Consider the following 22630-nt stretch of genomic DNA (forward strand, 5'->3'; position numbering starts at 1 on the left):
GGAGTTTATTGATGACGCTAACGATTAGGCAACGAATTGAGCAAATGGAGAAGGAAGAACTAGAATTACAATTTAATTCTTTTACGAATGATACGGCATTGCAATTAGGACTAGCGATTGTAGAAGAAGCGAGACTAACTGGGAAAAGAATTACCGTAGATATTACCGTATCGGGGCAACGACTATTCTTACATGCTATGGAGGGAACCGTAGCTGAGAACGAAGATTGGATACGGCGGAAGAATAATGTAGTCAACCATTTCGGTTGGAGTTCATGGCATAAAGCTCTAGAAATGCAGAATGAAGGCACAACGTTAGAGGAACGTTACGGGTTGCCGTTTATAGATTATGTAGGTGCCGGTGGTGGATTTCCACTTGTACAAAAAGATAAAGGTCGCATTGGAACAGTTACTGTCTCTGGGTTGCCGGATCAAGAGGATCATGATCTACTAATTTCAGCATTACGTCGATTTTTATCTCCGATAACAAAATAGTGATACATCACTAAATCACCTTTAACTCTGTTGAGTTGAAGGTTTTTTGGCTTCATGTTACGATAAATAGGTATGGGAGACTATTCCTTATGATGATTAAAAAACCACTAAGAAGTTGAGGTGACTTGTTCAATGAAAGAAGGATTAGCGGAAGCACTAAATAAACAGATGAATTTTGAATTTTATTCAGCACATGTCTATCTCGCAATGGCTGCATATTGCTCAGGTGAAAGTCTAGATGGATTTGCCAATTTTTTTATCATTCAAGCTGAAGAAGAACGGTTCCATGGAATGAAGATATATAAATTCCTCAATGATCGTAGACAACGTGCTACGCTCGAAGCATTACCAGAACCGAAGAATGAATATTCTTCGATTCTCGATGTATTCGAACATGGTTATGCTCATGAACAACAGAACACGCAGAGATTCTATGATTTGGCGGATTTAGCTACTTCTGAGCGCGAACATGCGACCATTTACTTCCTGAAATGGTTTATTGATGAACAGGTTGAAGAAGAATCACTCTTTGATAACATCATTCAGAAGTTGAAACGTATTGAGAAAGACAGCAACGCTTTCTATATGTTGGATGCAGAATTTGCTGCTCGTTCATTTACCCCACCTGCAGAATAGAAGAAGTAATCCTATGTAGGAACTAGAAAGAGCTCCCCGGTATGGAACTGTACTGTGGGAGCCTTTTCTTCGATATAAAGAAGAAAGACTTAACAAGAAAATACAAAGGGGAAATAGGATCGTGACGGAAGAAAATGCCCTTCATGCCATTATCGCAATTACTGGAGTTCCAGCAGAATTATTAGTATTAGATGCTCAAAGTGATGATGTATGTTATGTGTATGTATCTACATTTTCAAAGAAGACATACTATGTTGAATCAAGTGTAAAAGTGAATAGATATACATTAGAAGAAATGAATAATTTGAAAGTGATCGGGGAGCATGATGGGTTAAGTGTCTATGAAATGATTCCTTGGTGGCAAGGATTATAATCAGGAGGAAAAGACATGCAGGAGATTACATCATCGAACAATAAAGGGTTTGAAATTGGAATTTATACATTAGGGGATATCACACCCGATCCATATACAGGAAAATCGATTAGTAGCCAACAACGACTTCAAGAGATATTGAAAGCGTCAGTGTTAGCTGATGAAGCTGGATTGGATATTATCGGAATTGGTGAGCATCACCGTCTGGATTATGCCGTCTCGGCGACCGCTGTTGTCTTATCTTCCATTGCCCAAATAACGAAGAGAATTAAACTAACGAGTGCTACAACGGTCCTAAGCACGATTGATCCTGTCCGTTTGTTTGAGGAATTTGCAACATTGGATTTACTCTCAAATGGACGAGCTGAAATTATTGCTGGGCGAGGAGCGTTCTTGGAATCATTTCCCCTCTTTGGTTATGACCTAGACGATTATGATGAATTATTCAACGAGAATTATGAGTTATTTCAACAGTTAAGCTTAAATGACAAATTATCATGGCAGGGTCAGTATCGATCTCCCATAAATGATGTGGATATTTCACCACGACCTATTCAAGAGAAGATACCCATGTGGATAGGCGTTGGGGGTACACTTGAAAGTGCAGAACGAGCAGGGAGATTGGGTACAGGTATGGCTATGGCTATTCTAGGTGGAGATCCGAGCCGCTTTAAACCGTTAGTAGAAGCTTATCGTTCTGCAGGAATCCGTGCGGGTCATAATATGAACACACTAAAGGTGGGCGTAACAGGCCATTGTTACATATCAACAACTACGCAGCAAGCTAAAGATGAATATTACCCTTATTATTCGAATTATCGAAAATATGTAGATCATCAGCTCGGCAAGGACTTAACTAAGATATCTCGTGCAGAGTTCGATCAAATGGCTAACCCAGATACAGCATTATTCGTAGGAAGCCCACAACAAGTAGTTGAGAAAATATTGCAACAATATGAGTTATTCGGACATCAACGTTTCATGGCACAGCTTGATATTGGTGGTATACCCTATGATCAAGTTGCTAGAAACATCGAATTCCTGGCAACAGAAATTGCTCCTAGGGTACGGCGAGCAATAAGCCAATAATTAGCAAAATTGATTCACGTATACTTCACAGATATAATAGAGTTAAATCGTGTATAGTTATTTAGAACTAGTAATCATGATTACTGAAGTAACGAAATCATAGTTGAGCCCATAAGGAGAGTATAAGTAGATATGCCAATTAAGATCATTACAGATAGCGGGTCTGACTTACCACTAGATTATATTAAGAAATATAATATTTCGATCGTCCATTTATCTGTTCATTTTCAGGATGAAAGTATGTCAGCAGATATGGATACTGAAACTTTTTATACTAGAATGAGAGAGTCAAAGGAGTTGCCCACCACAGCTAGTCCTAGTCCGCAAGATTTCCTCGAAAAGTTTAAAGAAGTGGAAGAAGGTACGGATATCTTAGTTATTAGCATGTCTTCTAATATAAGCAGTACTTTTCAGGCAGCGATGATTGCTAAAGAAATGTATGAAGAAGAGGGTCATAAGAATGTCATTGAAATCATAGATTCTAAGACTTTTTCTGGTGGACTGTCCCTTGTTGTTGGGATGGCTGCTAAATGGTCGGAAACTTGTGGAAGCTTAGTGGAATTGAAAGAGAAAGTTCTACATCAGGCAAGAGAAGTAAAGGCATTCTTTACATTGGAGACCTTAGAGAATGTTATTAAAGGTGGACGATTAAGTCGCCTTTCTGGAACTGTAGCTTCAATGCTAAATATTAAGTTGCTACTTAAAATTAGTGAAGAAGGCAAAGTAGAAGTAGTTGAAAAGACGCGTGGATTTCCTAAGGCGCTTAACAGTCTTTTGGCAAAACTAGATGAAAAACAACATGATTATGAGAACGCTGTAGTGGCGATTGTTCATAGTAATTGTGAGAAGAGGGCACTTGAAATTAAAGAGAGAATTCTTGCAAAACATCCATTCAAAGAAGTATTATTCTCGAATATGGGTCCGATCATGGGAACATATGCAAGTGAGGGTGGCATAGGAGTTGCCTTTTAGAGCAATTATATATAATAATGAATCATGATGGTCAGCCTTGATGAATCTGTACAGTTTACGGATTTGTAAGGCTTTTTTCATAAATAAGCAATAAAGGGAGGGAACATATTGACTATATCAAATAGGTTTATCAGATTATGTATTGCTGTTATTTTACTGTTGCTTATTATTTATTTGGGATCTCTTGTCGATTTCATTTTTCAACCTGTGTTTGCATTATTTAATATGATTATCATTGTTCCCTTTCTGCTCGCAGGATTTCTCTATTACTTATTACGCCCCTTAGTGGATCTAATGGAACGTAAGAAAATTACACGTACGTATGCAATTCTAATTATTTACGTAGTCGCATTAATCTGTGTTGTTGGATTTATTATCGGTTTGTGGCCACCACTTGTTGATCAATTGCTAAACCTAGTTACTAATGCACCAAATCTTTTTAATTCATTAAGTCAACAACTCGGTGAACTAGAAAAGAGTGGTTTCTTAGCAGGAGTTCTACCAGATGATGCGAGTCCACTAACACAATTAACAGAATATCTTAATCAAGGTTTCGTATTCTTAACTAATTATGTTTCAGGTTTAGTTTCTTTCTTCTCTAATTTTGCAATTATTTTGTTTACCTTTCCACTCTTTCTTTTTTATATGCTTAAAGAAGGCGAGAAATTTGGTAAAAGGATCGTTGGTTTCTTACCCAAGCGATTTCGGGATGTTGGAATAGAGGTATTAAGTGAGATTGATACCGTATTAAGTGGATTTATCGTAGGGCGTGTACTAGTTAATGTATTTCTAGGTATTCTAATGTATATCGGATTTCTCATTATTGGTTTGCCTTATGCACTATTGTTAACTGTCATCGCGGTGATCTTAAATTTCATTCCATTTGTAGGAGCGATACTCTCATCGATACCGATTGTCATTATTGGTTTTGTTGAATCGCCTTCTGTTGCAATCTGGTCACTTATAGTCATTCTTGTCGCACAACAAATACAAGACAATATTCTCGCACCCTATATTTTTGGGAAACAGTTAGATATTCATCCGCTGACGACCATTATTCTAGTATTAGCAAGTGGGGATTTGTTAGGAATCGTAGGGATTATCACGATTATTCCTTTGTACATGGTTATCAAAATTGTAGTTTCTAAAGTATATATTATGTACTTTAAAAATTCCTGGGAGGAGTTGTAGTGATGATGGATGTATATTCAGCTATTAATATACGGAGAGAAATTACTAAATTTAAGGACACACCGATACCGAAGGATATATTGGAGAAGCTCTCACAGGCTCTTTATATGTCTCCTACAGGAAATAATCTGCCTTCTAGAGAATTTATTCAAATTACAAATAAAGCGATACTTACACAATTGAGTACAACTACACCCTATGTGAAATGGCTTCAAGAAGCGACGGCTGCTATCGTGATAACAGGAAGTCCGGATGTAAGTAAATATTGGTTACAAGATGCTTCTATAGCAGGAGGATATCTCTGGCTAGCGGCTGTATCATCTGATCTAGGTGCTGCCTGGGGTGCTGTGTATCACTCGGAAGATTATGAGGAATCTAGTAAGAGAGAGGGGTACGTTCGTGGTTTGTTAGGTATACCTGATCACCTTCGTGTAGTAGTTATCATTGGCTTAGGATATCCGGCTGTAGAACCCGCTCCTAAAGATATGATTGCGATTGATGAAGTGCTACATTTAGAGACGTATTAGGGTTGGACAACGAATTATAACTATAAACAAGGCGACTTTCCATTCATAATTGAATGAAAAGTTGCCTTGTTTGTCTTACAAAAGTTCATAAAAATCATCTGCTTAGATCAAATCATTCAGGTGTTTGATCCTTAGCTTGTTGATTTTGAGCTGGATTCTGTTCAAATACTTCCGCCACCTCATCAGCAGAAAACTCAGTATCAAATTCACCTGGGAAAGGTACTTTGTTTAGCTTCGTTGTTTGAACTTCTGATTTCGATGGTTGATTGTTATTCGATTCATTCATGTAAACACCCCCTTAGATATAAGAACGACATGCTGTAGTTTTGCATAAAGGATTAGAAATTATTCATGATTTCTATATTTTGTGAAAATATAAGAAAGTATATGTTTCACTTGTTACTCTATTTCTTATATTTCGGCAGAGACGGATACTGTCCTTGAAAGAGGAAAGTATAGCCGTTTCTGCTTGCTCGTGTTTCTTTTAGCGAAAAAAAGGCTAGGATAAACAAAGAAGCAAATTCCAAATATAGGAGGACTATAAGCGTAATGAAAAGAAATAGCATGTTCGTAAGTATTGGTGTTCTTTGTTTCGTAATGTTGGTTGCTGCATTCGCAATCCCGGCAGCATTCGCAAAATCAGATGAGTTGGAAGTCAAAACGAAGATGATTAACAGCAAAGGGGAAGAGATTGGATCTGCTGTTTTAACTGAAAATCAGGAAGGTGTGCAGATTCATGTGGAAGCGAAAAATCTTCCTCCAGGTGAACATGGAATTCACTTCCATGAGACAGGAAAGTGTGAAGCTCCTGATTTTAAATCGGCTGGTGCACATTTGAATCCAGAGCAAAAGCAGCATGGTTTTAATAACCCTGATGGTTACCATGCTGGAGATTTACCGAACATTCTCGTGAAAAATGATGGTACTGTGATCGCAGATTTGACTAGCAAAGCAGTTACCTTGAAAAAGGGAGTAGCTAATTCATTATTGAAAGAAGGGGGGACAGCCCTCATTATCCATGAGAAAGCTGATGATTATATGACTGACCCTTCTGGTAATTCTGGTAATCGGATCGCTTGTGTGGTCATCAAATAATATCATGGAAGAGTCAAAAAGACCCTGAAGAAGTTATTTTCTTCAGGTTTTTTTTTGAAAATATAAGAAAGTAAAAGGTTCACTTAATACCCTAAAGTGATACATAGTTTCGCTAACATCAGACGGATAAACTCCTTGAAAAAGGACGGTTCAGCCCTTTCTGCTTATTGACTAATGTTGTCGATAGGTTTATTATTGGCTAAGTTAGAATGTTACTTACAAAAAGTAATTAAATATAAAAATATTTTATCGTGTATATCAGTTTTTTTTATACAACGATAATATTACTGGGGGATTACGGATGGATAGTATGTCATTTATCTTATTTGGTGCAACAGGCGATTTAGCTAAAAGAAAAATATACCCTGCATTATATAATTTGTTTATAGAAGGAAAGTTGTCTCCATCATTCTCTGTTATTGGATTGGGAAGAAGAGAACTTACCGATGAAGCTTTTCAAAATAGTGTAAAGCAATCTATCCATACATTTTCAAGAAATACGCCGGATCATCAGGATACGATGACAGCTTTCTTAAATGTGTTCCGATACTGTGTATTAAATGTTAATCAGATCGGTGATTACTATAAGCTACTTGAAGTCGTTAATCAACGTGAACAAGAACTGAATATCGTAGAAAATCGGATGTTCTACTTGTCTGTCTCCCCGGAATTCTTCGATGTGATTGTTTTGAACATCAAGGAAAGTGGGTTAGGTACTACGCAAGGGTGGAAACGTCTAATTATTGAGAAACCATTTGGTCGTGACTTGTTATCAGCTCAAGAACTTAATGAAAACCTCAGTCAAGCTTTTCTAGAAGAGGAAATTTTCCGTATAGATCATTTTTTAGGGAAACCTATGGTACAGAATCTTGATGTTATTGAATCATCGAATCCCATGCTGCAAACATTATGGGACAATCATCAAATTTCTAACATTCAAATTATTGCGGATGAAACGGTTGGTGTAGAAGAAAGAGCAGGATATTATGATCAAGCTGGAGCTTTACGAGATATGTTTCAGAACCACATGCTTCAACTTCTGATGATGATTGCTATACAAGTATCGAATAAAGGTGTTGCCGGTGATGTCCGCGCGAACAAGAAAGCAATTATGGAATCTTTACGACCATTACAAGAGGAAGATATCATTCACAATGTCGTGTTAGGGCAGTATATCGCGGGTGAATTAAATGGGAATCCTGTCATTGGATATGCAGACGAGCAAGGAGTCTCTGCTAACTCTAGAATTGAAACATTCATGGCTGCACGTTTATGGATTGATGATTATTTCTGGAACAAAGTTCCTATCTATATCCGAACAGGTAAAAGACTGAAGGAAAAAGCAACCCGAATCGTGATTGAATTCAAAGAAACATTAACAGAATCTAAGAAGAATAAAATCAATTCAAATAAGATTCTCGTGATTGATATCAGCCCTAATGAAGAAGTCTATATACAAATCAATTCAAATAATCCACAGAATCATGTGGCATCAATACCCGAACGGATGAATTGTTACTCAAATGAAAAGAATATGCCTGAAGCCTATGAAAAGTTAATCCTTGATGCTTTATGTGGTGATGCTACATTTTTTGCTCATTGGGATGAAGTGGAATTGTCGTGGAAATGGGTTCAACCTATATTAAATGCCATCGACAACAATCTTATACCACTAGAAACATACGAAGCAGGGTCATACGGACCAAAGGGTTCATACCAATTATTAGAAGTGGACGGACATCGTTGGGCTTTAGATGCATTTGATGTGAATCAGAATCCTACGACTTCTGATAAGGAATATTCATATAACGGTTAATTGGTTAATTAGATAGGGATTCAACAATATTGGAGGAATTTAAATGAAAGTCGGGTTAATTGGTTTAGGCAAAATGGGATTAAACTTGGGGAAAAATCTAATCGATCATAAACATGATGTTGTTGCGTTTGATTTAAATACCCAAGCAACGGAAGAAATGAAAGCATATGGTGCACAACGCGTTGCAAGCTTGCAGGAACTTGTTCAATCGATGGAAACTCCGCGAATTCTCTGGATTATGGTTCCGCATAAGGTTGTTGATTCTGTTATTTCTGAACTTTCACCACTTTTATCTCAAGGGGATATTGTTATAGAAGCGGGGAATTCACATTATAAGGAATCGATTCGCCGTTATGAACAATTGAAAGAAATAGGTATTAGCTTTATGGATGTAGGCACATCGGGTGGTATGGAAGGTGCTCGCCATGGAGCTTGTTATATGATCGGTGGAGATGTTGAGACATGGGATTTAGTTGAGCCAATATTTAAGGATACTTCTGTTGAGAATGGTTACTTGTATGCGGGTAGAGCGGGTAGTGGACATTATTTGAAAATGGTTCACAACGGGATCGAATATGGTATGATGGCTTCCATAGGTGAGGGTTTCGAAGTTCTTGAAAAAAGTGATTTCGATTTCGACTATGAGAAAGTGGCCCGCGTATGGAATAACGGCTCTGTCATTCGCTCTTGGTTAATTGAATTGATGGAACAAGCTTTTTCAAAAGATTCGAAGTTGGATGATATACGAGGTATTATGAATTCTTCAGGTGAAGGAAGATGGACGGTTGAAGAGGCTTTTGATCTGCAAACCGCTACACCGATCATCGCGATGTCCCTGTTAATGCGCTATCGTTCGTTAGAAAGTGATACTTTTACGGGTAAGGTTGTAGCCGCACTTCGTAACGAGTTTGGTGGGCATGAGGTTGAGAAGAAATAAAGATATCCATCGCTCCACACGGGATAGTGTAGTTTTTTGAATTGGGGAATAGTTTTGGCTAAAGAGGTAGATTTTAATGTAAGCAACATTGATTCAACACATTACGATAGTCATATAGGCGTGCACATTGGAGGATATGTAATGAAAATGAAAGATAAGATTGCTGTGGTAACTGGAGCAGCATCAGGTATGGGCAAGGCGATTGCTATACTTTACGCTGAGGAAGGTGCGAAGGTAGTCGTATCTGATGTAAATCTTGATGGTGCTCATGTAACTGTCAAAGAAATTAAGGCGAACGGTGGGACAGCTATAGCCATTAAGACAAACGTTGCTGTAGAGGAAGATATTCAGAATTTAATTGATACAACAGTAAGCACATTTGGAACAGTAGATATCTTGGTGAATAATGCAGGTATTATGGATAATTTTGAACCTGCTGGTGATATAAAAGATGATAACTGGGAACGAATATTCGCGATTAACACAACGAGCGTGATGCGGGCGACGCGTAAAGTTATGCCTATCTTTTTAGAAAAAGGAAACGGCGTGATCGTGAATATTGCTTCTGCTGGTGGATTATTCGGTGCTCGCGCAGGTGCTGCATATACGGCTTCTAAACATGCTGTTGTTGGTTTCACGAAAAATACGGCCTACATGTACGCAGAAAAGGGAATTCGCTGTAATGCCATTGCACCGGGTGGAGTAGAGACCAATATTGCTTCTTCGATGACGAATATTAATGGGTTTGGTGCTTCACGTCAACAGCTTGGGATGGCTATTAATCCACGCATGGGTAAGCCAGAGGAAATTGCAAAAGTAGCATTATTCTTAGCTTCAGATGATTCAAGTTTCGTGAATGGACAGGTTGTTAGCGCAGATGCAGGTTGGAGCGCATACTAAGCTTTTATTTTATAAGGAGTAACATATTTACCCTCTGAGTAAGCTCGTAAACAACACCTCATGTAATAGTTGAGGTGGGAGTGAACTTAGAGGTTTTCTTTGAATTAAATTGGTATGTCTTTTACGCTAATTCACCATGAGTTAAGTATGTTATAAATGATAAATTACTATGTTATAATATACTAATGTGTTGAAGGATTTAAACTGAAAGCAGGTGTAATAACATTGAGAACAATCGTTGTTATTGGCGGTGGAGTAACCGGGGTATCTACTGCTTATTATCTACATAAATCGTTACAGAATAATAGCTTGCATGCTAATGTTATATTGGTTGAAGCCAGTGATTTATTGGGGGGGAAGATAAGAACGATACATGATGGCGGATTTACCATGGAGTCAGGTGCAGATTCCATCGTCACACGTAAGAGCAATGTTGCTCCTTTAATAGAAGAACTAGGGATAGAGGATGAAGTTGTATATAATGCGACAGGGATTTCATATATCTATACCGAAGGTAAACTGAAACAAATTCCGAAGGATTCGGTTTTTGGAATACCATTGAGTATAGAATCACTGGCTAAGACAGAACTCATCTCTGCAGAAGGTAAGGTTGAAGCACTGAAAGATTTCTACACCCCGAATGATACTTTTACGAGGGATGATTCTGTTGGTCAATTTCTAGAAGCATTCTTGGGCAAAGAAATAGTTGATAAACAAATTTCACCTGTCCTTTCCGGTGTTTATTCAGGTAAACTGGATGATCTCACGATCGCATCGACGCTACCTTATCTTATTGATTATAAGAATGAATATGGAAGTATTATTAAAGGATTATCTGCGAATAAGGCGAAATTCCAAGGAAATGGTAATAGTAAATTTCTATCATTTAAAGATGGAGTTGCTACCTTAATTGATTCGATGGAACAGCATTTGGTAGATACAGAGATTATTAAAGGTGTTCAAGCGGAAAAAGTTGAAAAAGATGGGGAGCACTATAGCGTAACGCTTGCTAATGGTAGAACGTTGGATGCAGATATTGTTATTCTGGGCACGATGCATACCATCACCCAAACGTTGTTACAAGACGAGGAATTGAATGAAGATTTCAATCAACTATTGAACAGTTCACTCATCAGTGTGTATCTAGGATTCGATATTCCAGATATGCAATTACCTGCGGATGGAACGGGATTCATTACAGCTAATAGTGATGATGTGAAATGTGATGCCTGTACATGGACGAGTCGCAAATGGGCACATACATCAGATGATCAGCGACTGCTTGTCAGACTATTCTATAAAAGTTCAGGACCTCATTATGATAAGCTAATTCAACTCTCTGAAGATGAGCTATTGAAGGTAGCTCTGCAAGATGTAGAGACTAGTCTAGGCATCACAGGGCAACCTATCACCTATGATGTAACAAAATGGCATGAAGTGATGCCTAATTACCATATACGCCATCATCAAGTAGTAGAATCTCTTGAGAAAAAGATGGCTAATAATTACCCTAATGTTATACTGGCTGGATGTTCCTATTATGGTGTAGGCATTCCAGATTGTATTGCGAATGGTGAAAAGACAGCAGAGTTGATTATGGAGAAAATCAAATCTAATCCTAGTGAACTATAATATGGATCATGGTTTTCTACTGACTGAATAAAGGGAGTATGACAATGAGCAAAGACAAAGTATGGAACAAAGGAAAGCATAATGGCGGAGCATCAAAAGGTAGCAACAATAAAGTACAACCCCAATCTATAGAAAAGATTCCTCTGAATCATGATGATGGAACAGAAAATGATCCTTTTAACAAAGTTCAGCGGATGGACCGCACGAATTGGGTAGAGCGCCCTACACGTATCGTTCGAGAAATAGCTAAAAATGATGAGACTAAGCCGAATGACTGACTTCCAATATGGGCGTAGAATATCAACATATTTATCTATATCTAATCTAAATATAATCTAACTTTAAGGTTCATCCTTTAGTATAAAGGTAACCTCTTTTCATGATAAATATGGTAATGCCCCGCGTGTTGGACGCGGGGCATTAGTGCGTTATAAACATTGAAGGTTTTTTATAGGGCATGAGAGGGACTGTGTACATATTTGTTAGGATATTCGGCGTGGATTCCTACCGAGTGAAGGGAATTGGAATAATGGAAGCGAATGTATACTTGAAGGAAGAAAGCTGAACTCTGAATAATAGCTTCGCCTATCACACCCAACAGTCGTGCTAAACGCACTCCTCTATCCAGATGGATAAACGAGTGCGGAGATTGGGAGTTAGACGAAACCATTGCAAAAAGGAGGAAATAATGAAGTTCCAAATTGGAGATGAAATAGATCAAAACCATGTAAGAGTAATAGTTCATGAACTTTCAAGATGTCAATTAGCCTTTGATCAACTTATTCGTTTAAGAGAGATTAAATATAGCAACAAATTAGTAACTGATAGGAAGCTAGATCTAATGACCTATAATGCATATTCTTTGTTTATTCAACATCTTTACGAGTATTTTAAAGGATGTGTTACTAGAGCTAGAAAAGAAACTGGAAACATACAGCCTGAAATTATTGATGGACTTGTAAACAACGAAGTTAACAAAATTCTACGAAATTGGCGAACTGCTATAGATAATAATTATGCTCCTAAGTGGGCAAATGCAAGAAGCTATTATGAAGATACATGTCCTGTTAATTTCGGGTCAGACTTTCGAAATATTAGGAATAATGTAGCTCATGTTGATTATAGACGTGTTAAGGGTGGAAATCGGATTACTTTAACTGAATTTTATAAAAACTACCACAAGTATATTATCCTATTGTTTGATAATGGACGTGAATTTTGGGATATGCAAGAATATGAGGATTTAGACTTTGGTGATATAACAGATTTTAATAAGTTAACTTGATAGATATTATTTAGTATATCGGGGAAGGCAATGGAATCGTCTAACACTGCATTCCTACTGCGGGCATTCGCCCTTGATCGCCAAGAGGGAGATCAGAGAAGTTGACTCAGGCGATACATTCAACCAGCTAAGTCTGACGACCCGTTCCCTTTGGTCACTTAAGCCGCTTGAACGTCAGGAATGCCAAACGTTATCGGAAATTACCGAAAATAATAATTAAAAAAAGAAAGGACAAACAAAAATGATCTATAGAAGAAAAACATACATAGTCGAATCAACTTTCGTTGAGGAGTTTAATCAATTATTTAATGAAATATTATTACCGTCTCAGCTAAAGTATGGTGCTAGGTTAATTGGACGATGGTTGATCGATAAGGATGAGAAAAATACCGAGGTATTCGCTATGTGGGAATATGACAGTTATGAAGATTACGAAAGAATAGAGAGTCAGATAAAATCAGATAAAGAACATGTAATGAAGGTGCAAAAACGATTTGATCAAATTGGTAGAGAACGATTGAAACAGGTACTTAAAGAAGATATTAAACAGGAGTTTGTTAAAAGCACAGTAACAAGAGAAAAAACAATATTGAATTAATTTTCCTTTTGATTTTGCTATGAAGTCGGTAACATCCGATAACAGAACATTCCTACGTCGTCGCTAACGCTCCTCGATCGCCAAGAGGGATATCAGAGAAGTGAATTCAGGCGATACATTCAACCAGCTAAGTCTGACGACCCGTTCCCTATGGTCACTTAAGCTGTTTGAACGTCAGGAATGCGAAACGTTATCAGAAATTGGGGCAAAAATTATAAATAGGGAAGGTGAATTTTTTGAAGCCTTTTTTTCACTTTGATACAGACGAAACAAGACAAAGTTTACTCGCGCGAGCAAGGAACGTTGCGCTATGGGCAATTCAACAATATGAATTGGATTGGAATTGTATTCGTTTCATTCAATTGTCAGATACCATTACATACAAAATAGAAACCGTAACGAAGGAAAGTTATTTGCTTCGTATTCATTCAGAAAGAGTAAACAAAGAAGAAATCTTGTCTGAACTTGTTTTCCTGAATGAATTAGGGAAAATAAATGATTTGGTAGTGCCAGAAGGGATAAGAAGTCGTAGTGGATCTTATATTTTTGAGTGTGAAACTGATGAGGGATATCGGAAACCATATGTCTCATTAATGAAGTGGGTTGAGGGAGAGCATTCGAGTGGCGAGTTTACTGATAATCATGTAAACAGCATGGGTGTAATGATGGGTAAACTTCATGAAGCGTCCGCAAGTTTTGAAATTCCACCCGATTTTGTTCGGCCTCATTGGGGGAGTGATAGCTTTAGAAAAGAAGTGTCCAAACTAGAACGTTATTACCCACGATTTCTATCGGACGGGTCATGGAAGCTATATCAAGAAGCTATAGATAAGATCATTCGTCAATTTGATAGTATGAAGCGAGACAACCGAAACTACGGACTAATTCATGCGGACTTGCATTCCGGAAACGTAGTGTTTAACAACGGAATTCCAAATCCTATTGATTTTGGAAGATGCGGTTACGGATACTATCTTTACGATATGTCAGCTTCGTTGTTAGAACTATATCCTAGACATCGATGGTTACTTATTCAAGGATATGAGAGCGTAGTCAAACTAAATAAGGATTACATTCGTGACCTGGAATGCTTTTTCATTATGTTTATGATTGAAAATTATTGTCATCACTCCTCTGATACTAGAGAAATTCCAAGTTTAATCAATGAACAAAAATATGCTCTAGCTTATATTAAAGAATATATAAATGATAGACCATTTTTATTTGAAGTGATAGAACCCGTAGACTTCGAAAGCAATCTCGAGGAAGGCCCCAACATCTGATAACAAAGCATTCACGTATCGAGCCAGGCTACGCCTGTCTCTCGGTCCGCAAGAGGAATTTCGGAGAAGCAGATTCAGCGGACAACCCTGCACTACCTAACCGCGTCGCGGCCGGGGCTAAAGCCCCTTAAGGTAGTGAGGGTTCGTGAATGCAACAACGTTATGTGAAATCTCGGAAAAACGTAGTTGAACCCAATTTTTGCATGCCAAGGAGAGTTTAATGGATAAAGATCAATATTTTAAGAATCTTGAAGAAATCATATCAGATCCAATCTTCATAGGTACTTCCAAGGGAGAATTAGAAGAAGAGATTAACAATAATATGTGGCGTATAACCTTAGAACAGCAGTTAGCGTGTGAAATAAGTATAAAAGATTTTATCCAATTCTTTAGTGCTGTTATACAGGATAGACAAGTACAAGTGACAAACTCAAGTGAAAAGAACGGAATGATATTTTATCTCTGGTTTGACTGGATGGCTAGTCAACTGAGATTTAATCTAATTTCTAATGTTAATGAGCATTTACCATTTCAATGTGAAATAGAGATATTGGATAGTATGGAGGAAATTATTAATGAATTCTTGGAATGGCCTTTTCTAAATGGGTTACCTATTGAAGGATATTCTGATGGATCGGAAGAAAAACCATATATACTAAAGGTCTTTAAGACCATTTTAAATAAATGAAAGCTAATAAAGACAATTTTTGGGTACTCAAAGATGTCCGAGACATCACATAACACTCTGGATTGGTTGCGCAGTTGCCCGAAAAAAAACCTTCATAAACACAGTATGAAGGCATTCAATAAAGATATCATATGAGCAGAAAAGCTCCGCGGCAATTGCGCAAATCCATGTTGAACGATGCCGCGAATATTTGCTAGCTTATCGCCTATGGGATTTGTTATTTACTTCCAATACCGATGTTGCACGAAATGAGAGGATCGGCTTCCCAAAATTCTAGGGTCAATGGGATATCTTGTCGCATGAAAACACACCTCCCCCCTCCCCAGATCAGGCATCGTAACAAGAAGTATGCAATTATAAAGTGTCTATCCACCGCCCGGAGTCAGTGTTAGGATCTGACACCAAACCCCTCCACAAGAGGGACAACGTGAAATATCCACACCTGTTAATTTCAAGATATGATCCTTCGCCGTCAACTTTACTTTAGGTTTAATCGGCGTACGAGTCAGGCGCAAGCAGGTCAGCAGTGTGGTTTTTCGATTGGCGTTGCTGAGAAAGCTATAATATCTAATCTTCTGAAAACCAGAAGGTAGCACATGCATCATGAATCTCCGCATAAACTCCATCGCATCCAGTGTCAGTGGCTTCACTTTCCCGTCATCTTTGTAATCCCGATAATGAAAAGTGACTGTCCGATCATCCATGGCTTGGATCCGATTATTGTAAATCGCGGTCCTGTGCGTATAGCGACTTAAATATTTGACGACGTGAAAGGAACTTTTAAACGGTTTCTTACAGTAGACGACCCAATCCGGTTCATAGAGTGAATCGAGTAAAGTGAAAAATGATGACTCTTCAGCGTAGGGCAGTGAGGATCCAGTAAATCTCAGCGTCTGATCCGCATAAGCCTTTTTCAAAAAACAAAGAAATTTACCTCGAAACACCCTAGAGAGGATTCTCACGGGAATAAAGAACTTTTTTTTTGAGCGCATAAACGTACAGCCAGAAGGCGAAAGACCACCCCCGGTTACAATGCAGTGGACATGAGGATGAAAAGACAAATTTTGACCCCATGTATGCAAGACCATAGTCACTCCGATTTGTGCACCAAGAAACTTAGGGTCCAAAGCTAATTTGGAAAGTGTCTCAGAGGCAGCTTTAAAAAGAATGGTGTGCATGAGCTTAGGGTTAGCTAGAAATAAAGGATTCAACGTGTGAGGAACAGTAAAAACAGTGTGGAAATAAGGAACAGGCAAGAGCTCAGATGTTCGATCTAAAACCCATTGCTCTTTTTTCAAATTACCACATTTGGGACAATTACGATTGCGGCAGGAGTTGTAGGACACCTTCAGATCTTCGCAAGAATGACATTGGTCGACATGCCCACCCAAGGCTGCAGTTCTACAAGATTGGATAGACTGAATGGCCTTGATGCCTTCACTATGAACGGGATGGGTACCGAGAAAAGCGTCAGCGAAGCTCGAAAAAATTTGCTGTAACTCAACCAAGATCATCACCTCCAAAAGGAAGATCTAGAGGGCTTTTCAACCCGAGAACTTGGGCGTGGGTAAGATGAAGATACATAGAAGTGGTTTGAATATCTGCATGCCCAAGAAGTTCTTTGATTTGCAGAATACTAGCACCGCCATTTAATAGGTGGGTTGCAAAGCAATGACGCAAGGTGTGCACCGATACATTTTTAGTTATCCCAGAAGCATGCAATGAATTCTTAAAAATAGACTGAATACTCCGCACTGAAATGGGCTTCGTATCCGGGACACCTGGAAAAAGCCAAGGGGAGGGGCGGTAAGCCTTCCAGTATTGACGAAGAAGCAGAAGATTATGGTCGGATAAAATGGAGTAACGATCCTTACCCCCTTTGGCTTGACGAACCAAAAGGCGCATGTCTGGACTGTGAATGTCTGTCAATTGCAGATGAGCCACTTCGCTCACGCGAAGACCTGCCGAGTAAATGGTGGTAAGAATGGTTTTGTGCTTAAGATTGCGGGTAGCATCGAGGATCTGGCAAACTTCTTGGAACGTCAGTATGGTGGGGAGAAAAGATTTCTTCTTCACTCTCGGAATATGCAGCATATTCCATTCGCGAAAAAGCACAGATTGGTAAAAAAACTTGATGGCGCCATAAGCAGAATTCACGTAGGCAGAACTGAGTTTCTTCGTTTTAATGGCATGATGAAGAAAAGCTCGAACTTCATCATACCCAACGGATGCAGGAGGCTTACCACAAAATAAATAGAAACGTTTCATATGAGCTAAATACATTCTTTGAGTGCTTTTGGCAAATCCACGTAACTCCATTGAAATTGTCATGGATTGAATCCAATCTTGCATAGATAACACACCTTCCTTTTTTTACTAGATAATAAAGGAAGGCGTGGTAAAATGGCAGTAAGGATTGTAGGCTTTAAAAAGCTACCGCGTAGCGGTTTAGTTCAACATTGTATTCTCGCTGCGGACCACCATACGGCCCTTGATCTGCCAGAAGTATTTTCGAGGAAGAGAATTCAGGCAGATACATCCATTCCCCTAAGATAAGAGCTATCTAAGGGGAATGGACGTCGCGAATACACAAACGTTAGTCGGAATACCCGAAAGATCAACAATATAAAAGCTCATATAATGGAGTGATTTTATGATTGAAACAGAAAGACTTGTTTTTCGAAAATATGTCATGGGTGATTTGGATTTTTTAATGACAATGACTTCAAATCTTGAAGTAATGAAATATATAGGTTCTGGACAAACCTGGAATATTGAAGAGACTAAACAACGTTTAGAACACTTTATCAGTCGGTATGACAATGAAGAAGGCATAGGATATGTTGGCAATTCGCAAGGAAGATCGAACACCAGTAGGTCATGCTGGATTGGTATATCAGAATGTCGAAGGGAAATCAGAAACTGAGGTAGGTTACTGGATTTCTCAGAACTTTTGGGGACAAGGGTATGCAACCGAATCAGCAATTAGATGGCGCGATTATGGTATTAATACGATAGGGAAAAGACGATTAATTTCAATAATACAACACGCAAATAAAACATCAATTCATGTTGCCATAAAGAATGGAATGAAACATGAAAAAGATGTAATTTTTAGAAACAAGAATGTAGCATTGTATTCCATTGATAGATGAAGAAGAACTTTTATCAGTCTCAAAGAAGCCGGGTACTTCGACTAAATCAGCTAATCAATAAAAATATTTGAATAGTTGGATTTGAAGGTTTCCGATTCGTGAACAGCTGAGTCTAGCCCTGCAAAAGCTGTTAGTTGTTATCTTCTGGGCCTGAATGGCATGAAGATCTGGAAGACTATTGTTAGCAATGGTCAACAGCTGTTGTAGTTTAGAATCATTCCAAGCCCGACCTTTACGATTGGAAAGGAGCACCGTAATGATCTCCACATGATCTGCATCTAAGAGTTCTTTGGGAGATGGATAGCGAGATAATAATTCAAGAGAAGTAGGGTTACAGACTTTGTGAAACGCCTTGTCATAACCCGGGAAAAGGAGACAAGAACGGCGCGAAAATGAAGCTGAGCCTCGCCGTATAGGCCTGTCCAATGCTGATATTGTCGACAAATAACACGAAGCTGCTGAACAGGATCGCTTAACTCAACTTGAGGTTCAGGAGATTGTAAGTAAAAGACATGGGTGATACGTATGCGTCGATAGGATCGGTCTTGACCTTCCGCACGGCCTTTTGCTTCAGCTGATGAGTAAGTAATGGATTCAGAACAATGACAGAATAACCATACGAAGAAAAGAAAGAAACGAGAGGTTTGGAATAATTGCCGGTAGCTTCTAAAACAACGGTGGGTTTCTGACCTGTGGCTTGCTTTATCTGCTCCAAGATCGATAGGAGATGATTGAGGTCGTCATGGGTATGAGAGAATGGTTTGTACATACAGTCATGGTAAGAAAGAAAAGCAGCAGCAACACTCTTACCTTTAGCAACATCGATACTTAGAACAGGTATAATCATATAACCTCCTTAATGTTACTGGGGCCAGCACTTTTGATCTCCTCCACAGGTTGGCACGGTGATACGGGCTCCAAGGCCCAAGCAGCTGAATCGGGGTATGAACAAAAGGCGCGGGCGTAAAACACTTTATCCGACGGGATTTATGTCCCAACAAAGTATGCGATTTTCAGCCCAGTATTTCCTCCAGTATAAAGAAAAAGTTCATCCCCGAGCCAGTCGGGTATGAACTGAGAATACCAACATTATATCTACGCTGCGGACTACGCCCTTGGTTCGCAAGATGTGATATGCAGAGAAGTAAAATCAGCTCACAACCCTGCGAGGCTAAGTCCTTATGACCCAGTCGCTAGCGCCAGTTTTTGAGTGAAATCAGTAACTAAGAAATGTCTCTTTTAGTGTGGTCTCGAAATATTTCATAAACTCCTCTTCCAAATTGTTAACCTTCTTGATCAAACGGGCAACATAGATGTGGCTGAGTGCAAAAGGGTTTGGATCAATGCTAACAGCTACCAGCTCTTTATTGATAATCTCATCTCTCATATGTATTTTTCCTGATATATGAATGCCTGCATTTTTTTTGATCAGGTGTTTGATTAGTTGTAGATTATTGGTTTCAAACTTTGCTTTATAGAATAGGTTTTCCTGAACCATGATGATGTCAATCATGTCTCTATATAGTGTGTTCTTTCGATAGATAATGAGAGGCTCATGCGAAATTTCTTCTAATGAAACCTTACCTTTCTTGGCAAAGGGATGCGTTGGGGAGACGATTAAACAATAAGGTTCACTGAATACATCCTGATAGATGAGTCCGGAATCCCCATTGGTATGGGGAGTGATCGCCAGTTGGATTTCTCTTTGTCTGATTAGACGAACGAGTAAGGGCGTGGAAGAGGTGTCGATATCGATAGAAACCTTGGGGTACTTTTCGCTAAAAGTATCCAAAATGTAGGGCAATACAGAACTCGTTAAAGGCGTGTTGCATCCAATGGAAAGTTTCCCCGTTTTGCCTTGTTCCACTTTGTTGACCGCTTCTTTTCCTTCCAGCAGAGCGCCTTGTATGTATTGGGCGTAGGGCAAAAAAGCTCTCCCCTCTTCGGTAAGTGTTATATTCCTCTTGCTTCGTATTAGAAGTGTTTTTCCAAGCTCTTTCTCCAACTGGATGATACGTTGGGAGATCGTCGGCTGAGGCAAATACATCTGATAAGAGGCTTCCTTAAAGCTTTGTAATTGATACACCTGGAGAAAAGTGTTGATCTGTTCTAGGTTCATAGCTGATAATCCCCCTTATCTATATGTCAGTTAATATATCATAAGTATACCACTTTCATTCAAAAAAACAATAAATGAATACGTTTTCATTCAAATAATTAATGCTGTTATTCATTTGTGATGATTTACGGGGTGGAAAACATAACGTATCATAACCTTTAAGAACAAATGAAACACGTTATGTAAATAAACATAACATTAGTATTTCCGTACTGGACTATCATTTATGACTATTGGGGGGATACGATGAGAAACGTAAGAATGGGATGGGCAATACTGGTTGTTATAAGTATGATGGTGATTTCAGCGTGTGGGAGTACTACAACAGCTAATAAGGGAACGAATACGGCAGGAAATGCAAAAGCTTCTGCAACTGGAGAACCTACTGGCGGGGATAAAGAATTAGTCGTGAGGTTTTATGATAATCCAGCCGGGTTTGATCCAGCAACCATTTTCCGAGTTGAGAATGAGAACATTGCTTTCAATGTGTTCGGTGGATTAACTACCTATGATGGAGAAACGGGTGAGCTTGTTCCGGATCTAGCGGAATCCTGGGAGACTTCGGACAATAAGATCTGGACGTTTCACCTCAGAAAAGGTGTGCAGTGGCAATCAGGATATGGTGAGTTCACGGCGGCAGATGTCCAATACAGCTATAACCGGATTATGGATCCGGCAACTGCCTCCACGTATTCCGCTGAATTTGCGGATGTAGTCAAGATAGAAACGCCAGATGACTATACAGTAGTTATCGAGCTAAGTAAGCCCAATGGTAACTTCCTGCATGTCGTAGCGAACTATCATCAAGGGCAGATCGTGAAACAAGAAGCGATCGAAGCCGGTGGTGATCAGGTTAAATTCAACCCAATAGGCACAGGTCCTTATTATGTGGAGAAAATTGATGTCAACTCTGAAATCGTGCTGGCCAGACATGAAGATTATTATAAGGGACCTGCACCGATCAAAAGAATTACTTTCCCCATTATCAAAAATGAATCCAACGCTACAATTGCCCTGCAAAATGGGGAGATTGATGTGATTATGAGAAGCAACCGCGAGGAAGAATTAGCTATTCTCGAAAAAGCGGGATTCAAGATGAACTCATCGATGAACACAATGACCTACATTATGATGCTGAATTATAAAAATCAATATCTGTCTGATGTTCGTGTTCGCCATGCGGTGGCGTATGCGCTGGATTACCCTTCCATTTCAGCGGCACTTGCACCGAAGAATGAGACCTCTCCAGCCTATAATATTGTTCCGGACTGGATGGATATCTTCACAGACAAGGTTCCGCAATATAAATATGACCCAGAGAAGGCAAAAGCGCTGCTTGCTGAAGCCGGATACGCAGACGGAATTAACCTGACCTTATTAATTGGAGCGGTAAATGAGGAGTATCAGCTGGTTCAGGAATATCTTAAGGCGGTAGGCATTAATATGGATTTTGAGGTTGTGGATGCAGCGACTTATAATCAGCGCCGGTTAGTAGGAGAATTTGATATAAGTATCCGGGCTATTCCTGCCTTAAATCCGGACATGTTATTGTTCAGCTATCTGCATCCGGATAATATTGCTCCTGCCGGGTTGAATAGTTCTTCCTACAGCAATCCGGAATTGACGGAGAAATTAGAGGCTGCAAAGGTAGAGTTAGACCAAGAAAAACGTCAAAAGCTATATGAAGAAGTGCAAATCATCGCGATGGAGGATCTGCCCTACTATCCGATGTTCGGAATTAATTATTACTGGCCTAGTAAACAGAATGTTACCGGAATCCACATTAACAAACTTAGTCAAGTTAACTTTTATGATGTAGACATGAATTAAGGAGCGAATA

24 protein-coding genes are annotated in these 22630 nt (G+C 39.0%); 19 read left to right on the forward strand and 5 right to left on the reverse strand.

The window, feature by feature from the left end; all coding sequences use genetic code 11:
* Nucleotides 1-11: 11 nt before the first annotated feature.
* From LPB68_RS21200 to LPB68_RS21230, 7 genes are all read left to right on the forward strand, one after another.
* Nucleotides 12-494, forward strand: coding sequence for a heme-degrading domain-containing protein (locus tag LPB68_RS21200; RefSeq protein ID WP_068655254.1), 483 nt, complete (start codon nucleotides 12-14; stop codon nucleotides 492-494).
* A gap of 132 nt (nucleotides 495-626) precedes the next feature.
* Nucleotides 627-1130 (forward strand): ferritin, encoded by a 504-nt coding sequence (locus LPB68_RS21205; protein WP_068655252.1) that lies wholly within the window; start codon nucleotides 627-629, stop codon nucleotides 1128-1130.
* A 121-nt stretch (nucleotides 1131-1251) separates the two neighbouring features.
* Nucleotides 1252-1503, forward strand: a complete 252-nt coding sequence (locus LPB68_RS21210; protein WP_068655250.1) for a hypothetical protein — start codon at nucleotides 1252-1254, stop codon at nucleotides 1501-1503.
* Nucleotides 1504-1518: 15 nt separating this feature from the next.
* Nucleotides 1519-2592 carry an LLM class flavin-dependent oxidoreductase gene (locus LPB68_RS21215; protein WP_068655248.1) on the forward strand — a complete coding sequence of 358 codons (1074 nt, stop codon included), beginning with the start codon at nucleotides 1519-1521 and terminating at the stop codon, nucleotides 2590-2592.
* A 132-nt stretch (nucleotides 2593-2724) separates the two neighbouring features.
* Entirely contained in the window at nucleotides 2725-3564 is an 840-nt protein-coding gene (locus LPB68_RS21220; RefSeq protein WP_068655246.1) for a DegV family protein, read from the forward strand.
* A 108-nt stretch (nucleotides 3565-3672) separates the two neighbouring features.
* A complete protein-coding gene (locus LPB68_RS21225; protein WP_068655244.1) occupies nucleotides 3673-4755 on the forward strand; it encodes an AI-2E family transporter in 1083 nt (360 codons plus the stop codon).
* Nucleotides 4756-4757: 2 nt separating this feature from the next.
* Nucleotides 4758-5282, forward strand: coding sequence for a nitroreductase family protein (locus LPB68_RS21230; RefSeq protein WP_332455164.1), 525 nt, complete (start codon nucleotides 4758-4760; stop codon nucleotides 5280-5282).
* Nucleotides 5283-5394: 112 nt separating this feature from the next.
* On the opposite strand, the gene LPB68_RS23200 is transcribed toward LPB68_RS21230, so the two are convergent.
* A complete protein-coding gene (locus LPB68_RS23200) occupies nucleotides 5395-5568 on the reverse strand; it encodes a hypothetical protein (protein WP_198402110.1) in 174 nt (57 codons plus the stop codon).
* 263 nt (nucleotides 5569-5831) lie between these two features.
* Here LPB68_RS23200 and LPB68_RS21235 point away from each other — a divergent pair, with 263 nt between their 5' ends.
* From LPB68_RS21235 to LPB68_RS21280, 10 genes are all read left to right on the forward strand, one after another.
* On the forward strand, nucleotides 5832-6377 hold the full coding sequence (locus LPB68_RS21235; protein ID WP_068655240.1) for a superoxide dismutase family protein: 546 nt from the start codon (nucleotides 5832-5834) through the stop codon (nucleotides 6375-6377).
* 301 nt (nucleotides 6378-6678) lie between these two features.
* Nucleotides 6679-8193 (forward strand): glucose-6-phosphate dehydrogenase, encoded by a 1515-nt coding sequence (gene zwf, locus LPB68_RS21240; RefSeq protein ID WP_068655239.1) that lies wholly within the window; start codon nucleotides 6679-6681, stop codon nucleotides 8191-8193.
* Nucleotides 8194-8236: 43 nt separating this feature from the next.
* Nucleotides 8237-9130 carry a phosphogluconate dehydrogenase (NAD(+)-dependent, decarboxylating) gene (gene gnd / locus LPB68_RS21245; protein ID WP_068655236.1) on the forward strand — a complete coding sequence of 298 codons (894 nt, stop codon included), beginning with the start codon at nucleotides 8237-8239 and terminating at the stop codon, nucleotides 9128-9130.
* A gap of 141 nt (nucleotides 9131-9271) precedes the next feature.
* Nucleotides 9272-10030, forward strand: coding sequence for an SDR family oxidoreductase (locus tag LPB68_RS21250; protein WP_068655234.1), 759 nt, complete (start codon nucleotides 9272-9274; stop codon nucleotides 10028-10030).
* Between the two features lie 225 nt (nucleotides 10031-10255).
* On the forward strand, nucleotides 10256-11662 hold the full coding sequence (locus LPB68_RS21255) for a protoporphyrinogen oxidase (RefSeq protein ID WP_068655232.1): 1407 nt from the start codon (nucleotides 10256-10258) through the stop codon (nucleotides 11660-11662).
* Between the two features lie 44 nt (nucleotides 11663-11706).
* Nucleotides 11707-11940, forward strand: a complete 234-nt coding sequence (locus tag LPB68_RS21260; protein WP_068655230.1) for a hypothetical protein — start codon at nucleotides 11707-11709, stop codon at nucleotides 11938-11940.
* 410 nt (nucleotides 11941-12350) lie between these two features.
* On the forward strand, nucleotides 12351-12947 hold the full coding sequence (locus tag LPB68_RS21265) for a hypothetical protein (RefSeq protein WP_068655228.1): 597 nt from the start codon (nucleotides 12351-12353) through the stop codon (nucleotides 12945-12947).
* Nucleotides 12948-13188: 241 nt separating this feature from the next.
* Entirely contained in the window at nucleotides 13189-13545 is a 357-nt protein-coding gene (locus LPB68_RS21270) for an NIPSNAP family protein (RefSeq protein WP_068655226.1), read from the forward strand.
* 236 nt (nucleotides 13546-13781) lie between these two features.
* A complete protein-coding gene (locus tag LPB68_RS21275) occupies nucleotides 13782-14828 on the forward strand; it encodes a phosphotransferase enzyme family protein (RefSeq protein WP_068655225.1) in 1047 nt (348 codons plus the stop codon).
* 220 nt (nucleotides 14829-15048) lie between these two features.
* Nucleotides 15049-15516 (forward strand): hypothetical protein, encoded by a 468-nt coding sequence (locus LPB68_RS21280; RefSeq protein ID WP_068655224.1) that lies wholly within the window; start codon nucleotides 15049-15051, stop codon nucleotides 15514-15516.
* A 365-nt stretch (nucleotides 15517-15881) separates the two neighbouring features.
* Here the strand turns inward: LPB68_RS21280 and LPB68_RS21285 are convergent, their stop codons facing one another.
* A complete protein-coding gene (locus tag LPB68_RS21285; RefSeq protein ID WP_068655223.1) occupies nucleotides 15882-17024 on the reverse strand; it encodes an IS91 family transposase in 1143 nt (380 codons plus the stop codon).
* Nucleotides 17017-17868, reverse strand: a complete 852-nt coding sequence (locus tag LPB68_RS21290; RefSeq protein ID WP_068655222.1) for a tyrosine-type recombinase/integrase — start codon at nucleotides 17866-17868, stop codon at nucleotides 17017-17019. The genes LPB68_RS21285 and LPB68_RS21290 overlap by 8 nt, the downstream gene beginning before the upstream one ends.
* 488 nt (nucleotides 17869-18356) lie before the next feature.
* On the opposite strand from LPB68_RS21290, the gene LPB68_RS23525 reads away from it, so the two are divergent.
* Nucleotides 18357-18671: a GNAT family N-acetyltransferase gene (locus tag LPB68_RS23525; protein WP_232510153.1), complete on the forward strand. Its 315-nt coding sequence runs from the start codon at nucleotides 18357-18359 to the stop codon at nucleotides 18669-18671.
* Nucleotides 18672-19143: 472 nt separating this feature from the next.
* Here LPB68_RS23525 and LPB68_RS21300 read toward each other — a convergent pair whose 3' ends face one another.
* Together LPB68_RS21300 and LPB68_RS21305 are read right to left on the reverse strand one after the other, a co-directional pair.
* Complete coding sequence (locus tag LPB68_RS21300; protein ID WP_068655221.1) at nucleotides 19144-19518, reverse strand: IS110 family transposase; 375 nt, start codon at nucleotides 19516-19518, stop codon at nucleotides 19144-19146.
* Between the two features lie 369 nt (nucleotides 19519-19887).
* Nucleotides 19888-20790, reverse strand: coding sequence for a LysR family transcriptional regulator (locus tag LPB68_RS21305; protein WP_068655220.1), 903 nt, complete (start codon nucleotides 20788-20790; stop codon nucleotides 19888-19890).
* Between the two features lie 246 nt (nucleotides 20791-21036).
* On the opposite strand from LPB68_RS21305, the gene LPB68_RS21310 reads away from it, so the two are divergent.
* Nucleotides 21037-22620, forward strand: a complete 1584-nt coding sequence (locus tag LPB68_RS21310; protein WP_068655219.1) for an ABC transporter substrate-binding protein — start codon at nucleotides 21037-21039, stop codon at nucleotides 22618-22620.
* Nucleotides 22621-22630 lie beyond the last annotated feature (10 nt).

Source organism: Paenibacillus crassostreae, assembly GCF_001857945.1.
Lineage (GTDB): Bacteria > Bacillota > Bacilli > Paenibacillales > Paenibacillaceae > Paenibacillus_AQ > Paenibacillus_AQ crassostreae.

Excerpts from the sequence above, each read along its gene's own strand:
- LPB68_RS21235 (WP_068655240.1), top strand. The coding sequence starts at position 5,832 with ATGAAAAGAAATAGCATGTTCGTAAGTATTGGTGTTCTTTGTTTCGTA.
- LPB68_RS21200 (WP_068655254.1), top strand. The coding sequence starts at position 12 with ATGACGCTAACGATTAGGCAACGAATTGAGCAAATGGAGAAGGAAGAA.
- LPB68_RS21215 (WP_068655248.1), top strand. The coding sequence starts at position 1,519 with ATGCAGGAGATTACATCATCGAACAATAAAGGGTTTGAAATTGGAATT.
- LPB68_RS21310 (WP_068655219.1), top strand. The coding sequence starts at position 21,037 with ATGAGAAACGTAAGAATGGGATGGGCAATACTGGTTGTTATAAGTATG.
- LPB68_RS21220 (WP_068655246.1), top strand. The coding sequence starts at position 2,725 with ATGCCAATTAAGATCATTACAGATAGCGGGTCTGACTTACCACTAGAT.
- LPB68_RS21205 (WP_068655252.1), top strand. The coding sequence starts at position 627 with ATGAAAGAAGGATTAGCGGAAGCACTAAATAAACAGATGAATTTTGAA.
- LPB68_RS21290 (WP_068655222.1), bottom strand. The coding sequence starts at position 17,868 with ATGCAAGATTGGATTCAATCCATGACAATTTCAATGGAGTTACGTGGA.
- LPB68_RS21280 (WP_068655224.1), top strand. The coding sequence starts at position 15,049 with ATGGATAAAGATCAATATTTTAAGAATCTTGAAGAAATCATATCAGAT.
- LPB68_RS21305 (WP_068655220.1), bottom strand. The coding sequence starts at position 20,790 with ATGAACCTAGAACAGATCAACACTTTTCTCCAGGTGTATCAATTACAA.
- zwf (WP_068655239.1), top strand. The coding sequence starts at position 6,679 with ATGGATAGTATGTCATTTATCTTATTTGGTGCAACAGGCGATTTAGCT.
- LPB68_RS21260 (WP_068655230.1), top strand. The coding sequence starts at position 11,707 with ATGAGCAAAGACAAAGTATGGAACAAAGGAAAGCATAATGGCGGAGCA.
- LPB68_RS21265 (WP_068655228.1), top strand. The coding sequence starts at position 12,351 with ATGAAGTTCCAAATTGGAGATGAAATAGATCAAAACCATGTAAGAGTA.
- LPB68_RS23525 (WP_232510153.1), top strand. The coding sequence starts at position 18,357 with ATGTTGGCAATTCGCAAGGAAGATCGAACACCAGTAGGTCATGCTGGA.
- LPB68_RS21250 (WP_068655234.1), top strand. The coding sequence starts at position 9,272 with ATGAAAATGAAAGATAAGATTGCTGTGGTAACTGGAGCAGCATCAGGT.
- LPB68_RS23200 (WP_198402110.1), bottom strand. The coding sequence starts at position 5,568 with ATGAATGAATCGAATAACAATCAACCATCGAAATCAGAAGTTCAAACA.
- LPB68_RS21300 (WP_068655221.1), bottom strand. The coding sequence starts at position 19,518 with ATGATTATACCTGTTCTAAGTATCGATGTTGCTAAAGGTAAGAGTGTT.
- LPB68_RS21270 (WP_068655226.1), top strand. The coding sequence starts at position 13,189 with ATGATCTATAGAAGAAAAACATACATAGTCGAATCAACTTTCGTTGAG.
- LPB68_RS21230 (WP_332455164.1), top strand. The coding sequence starts at position 4,758 with ATGATGGATGTATATTCAGCTATTAATATACGGAGAGAAATTACTAAA.
- gnd (WP_068655236.1), top strand. The coding sequence starts at position 8,237 with ATGAAAGTCGGGTTAATTGGTTTAGGCAAAATGGGATTAAACTTGGGG.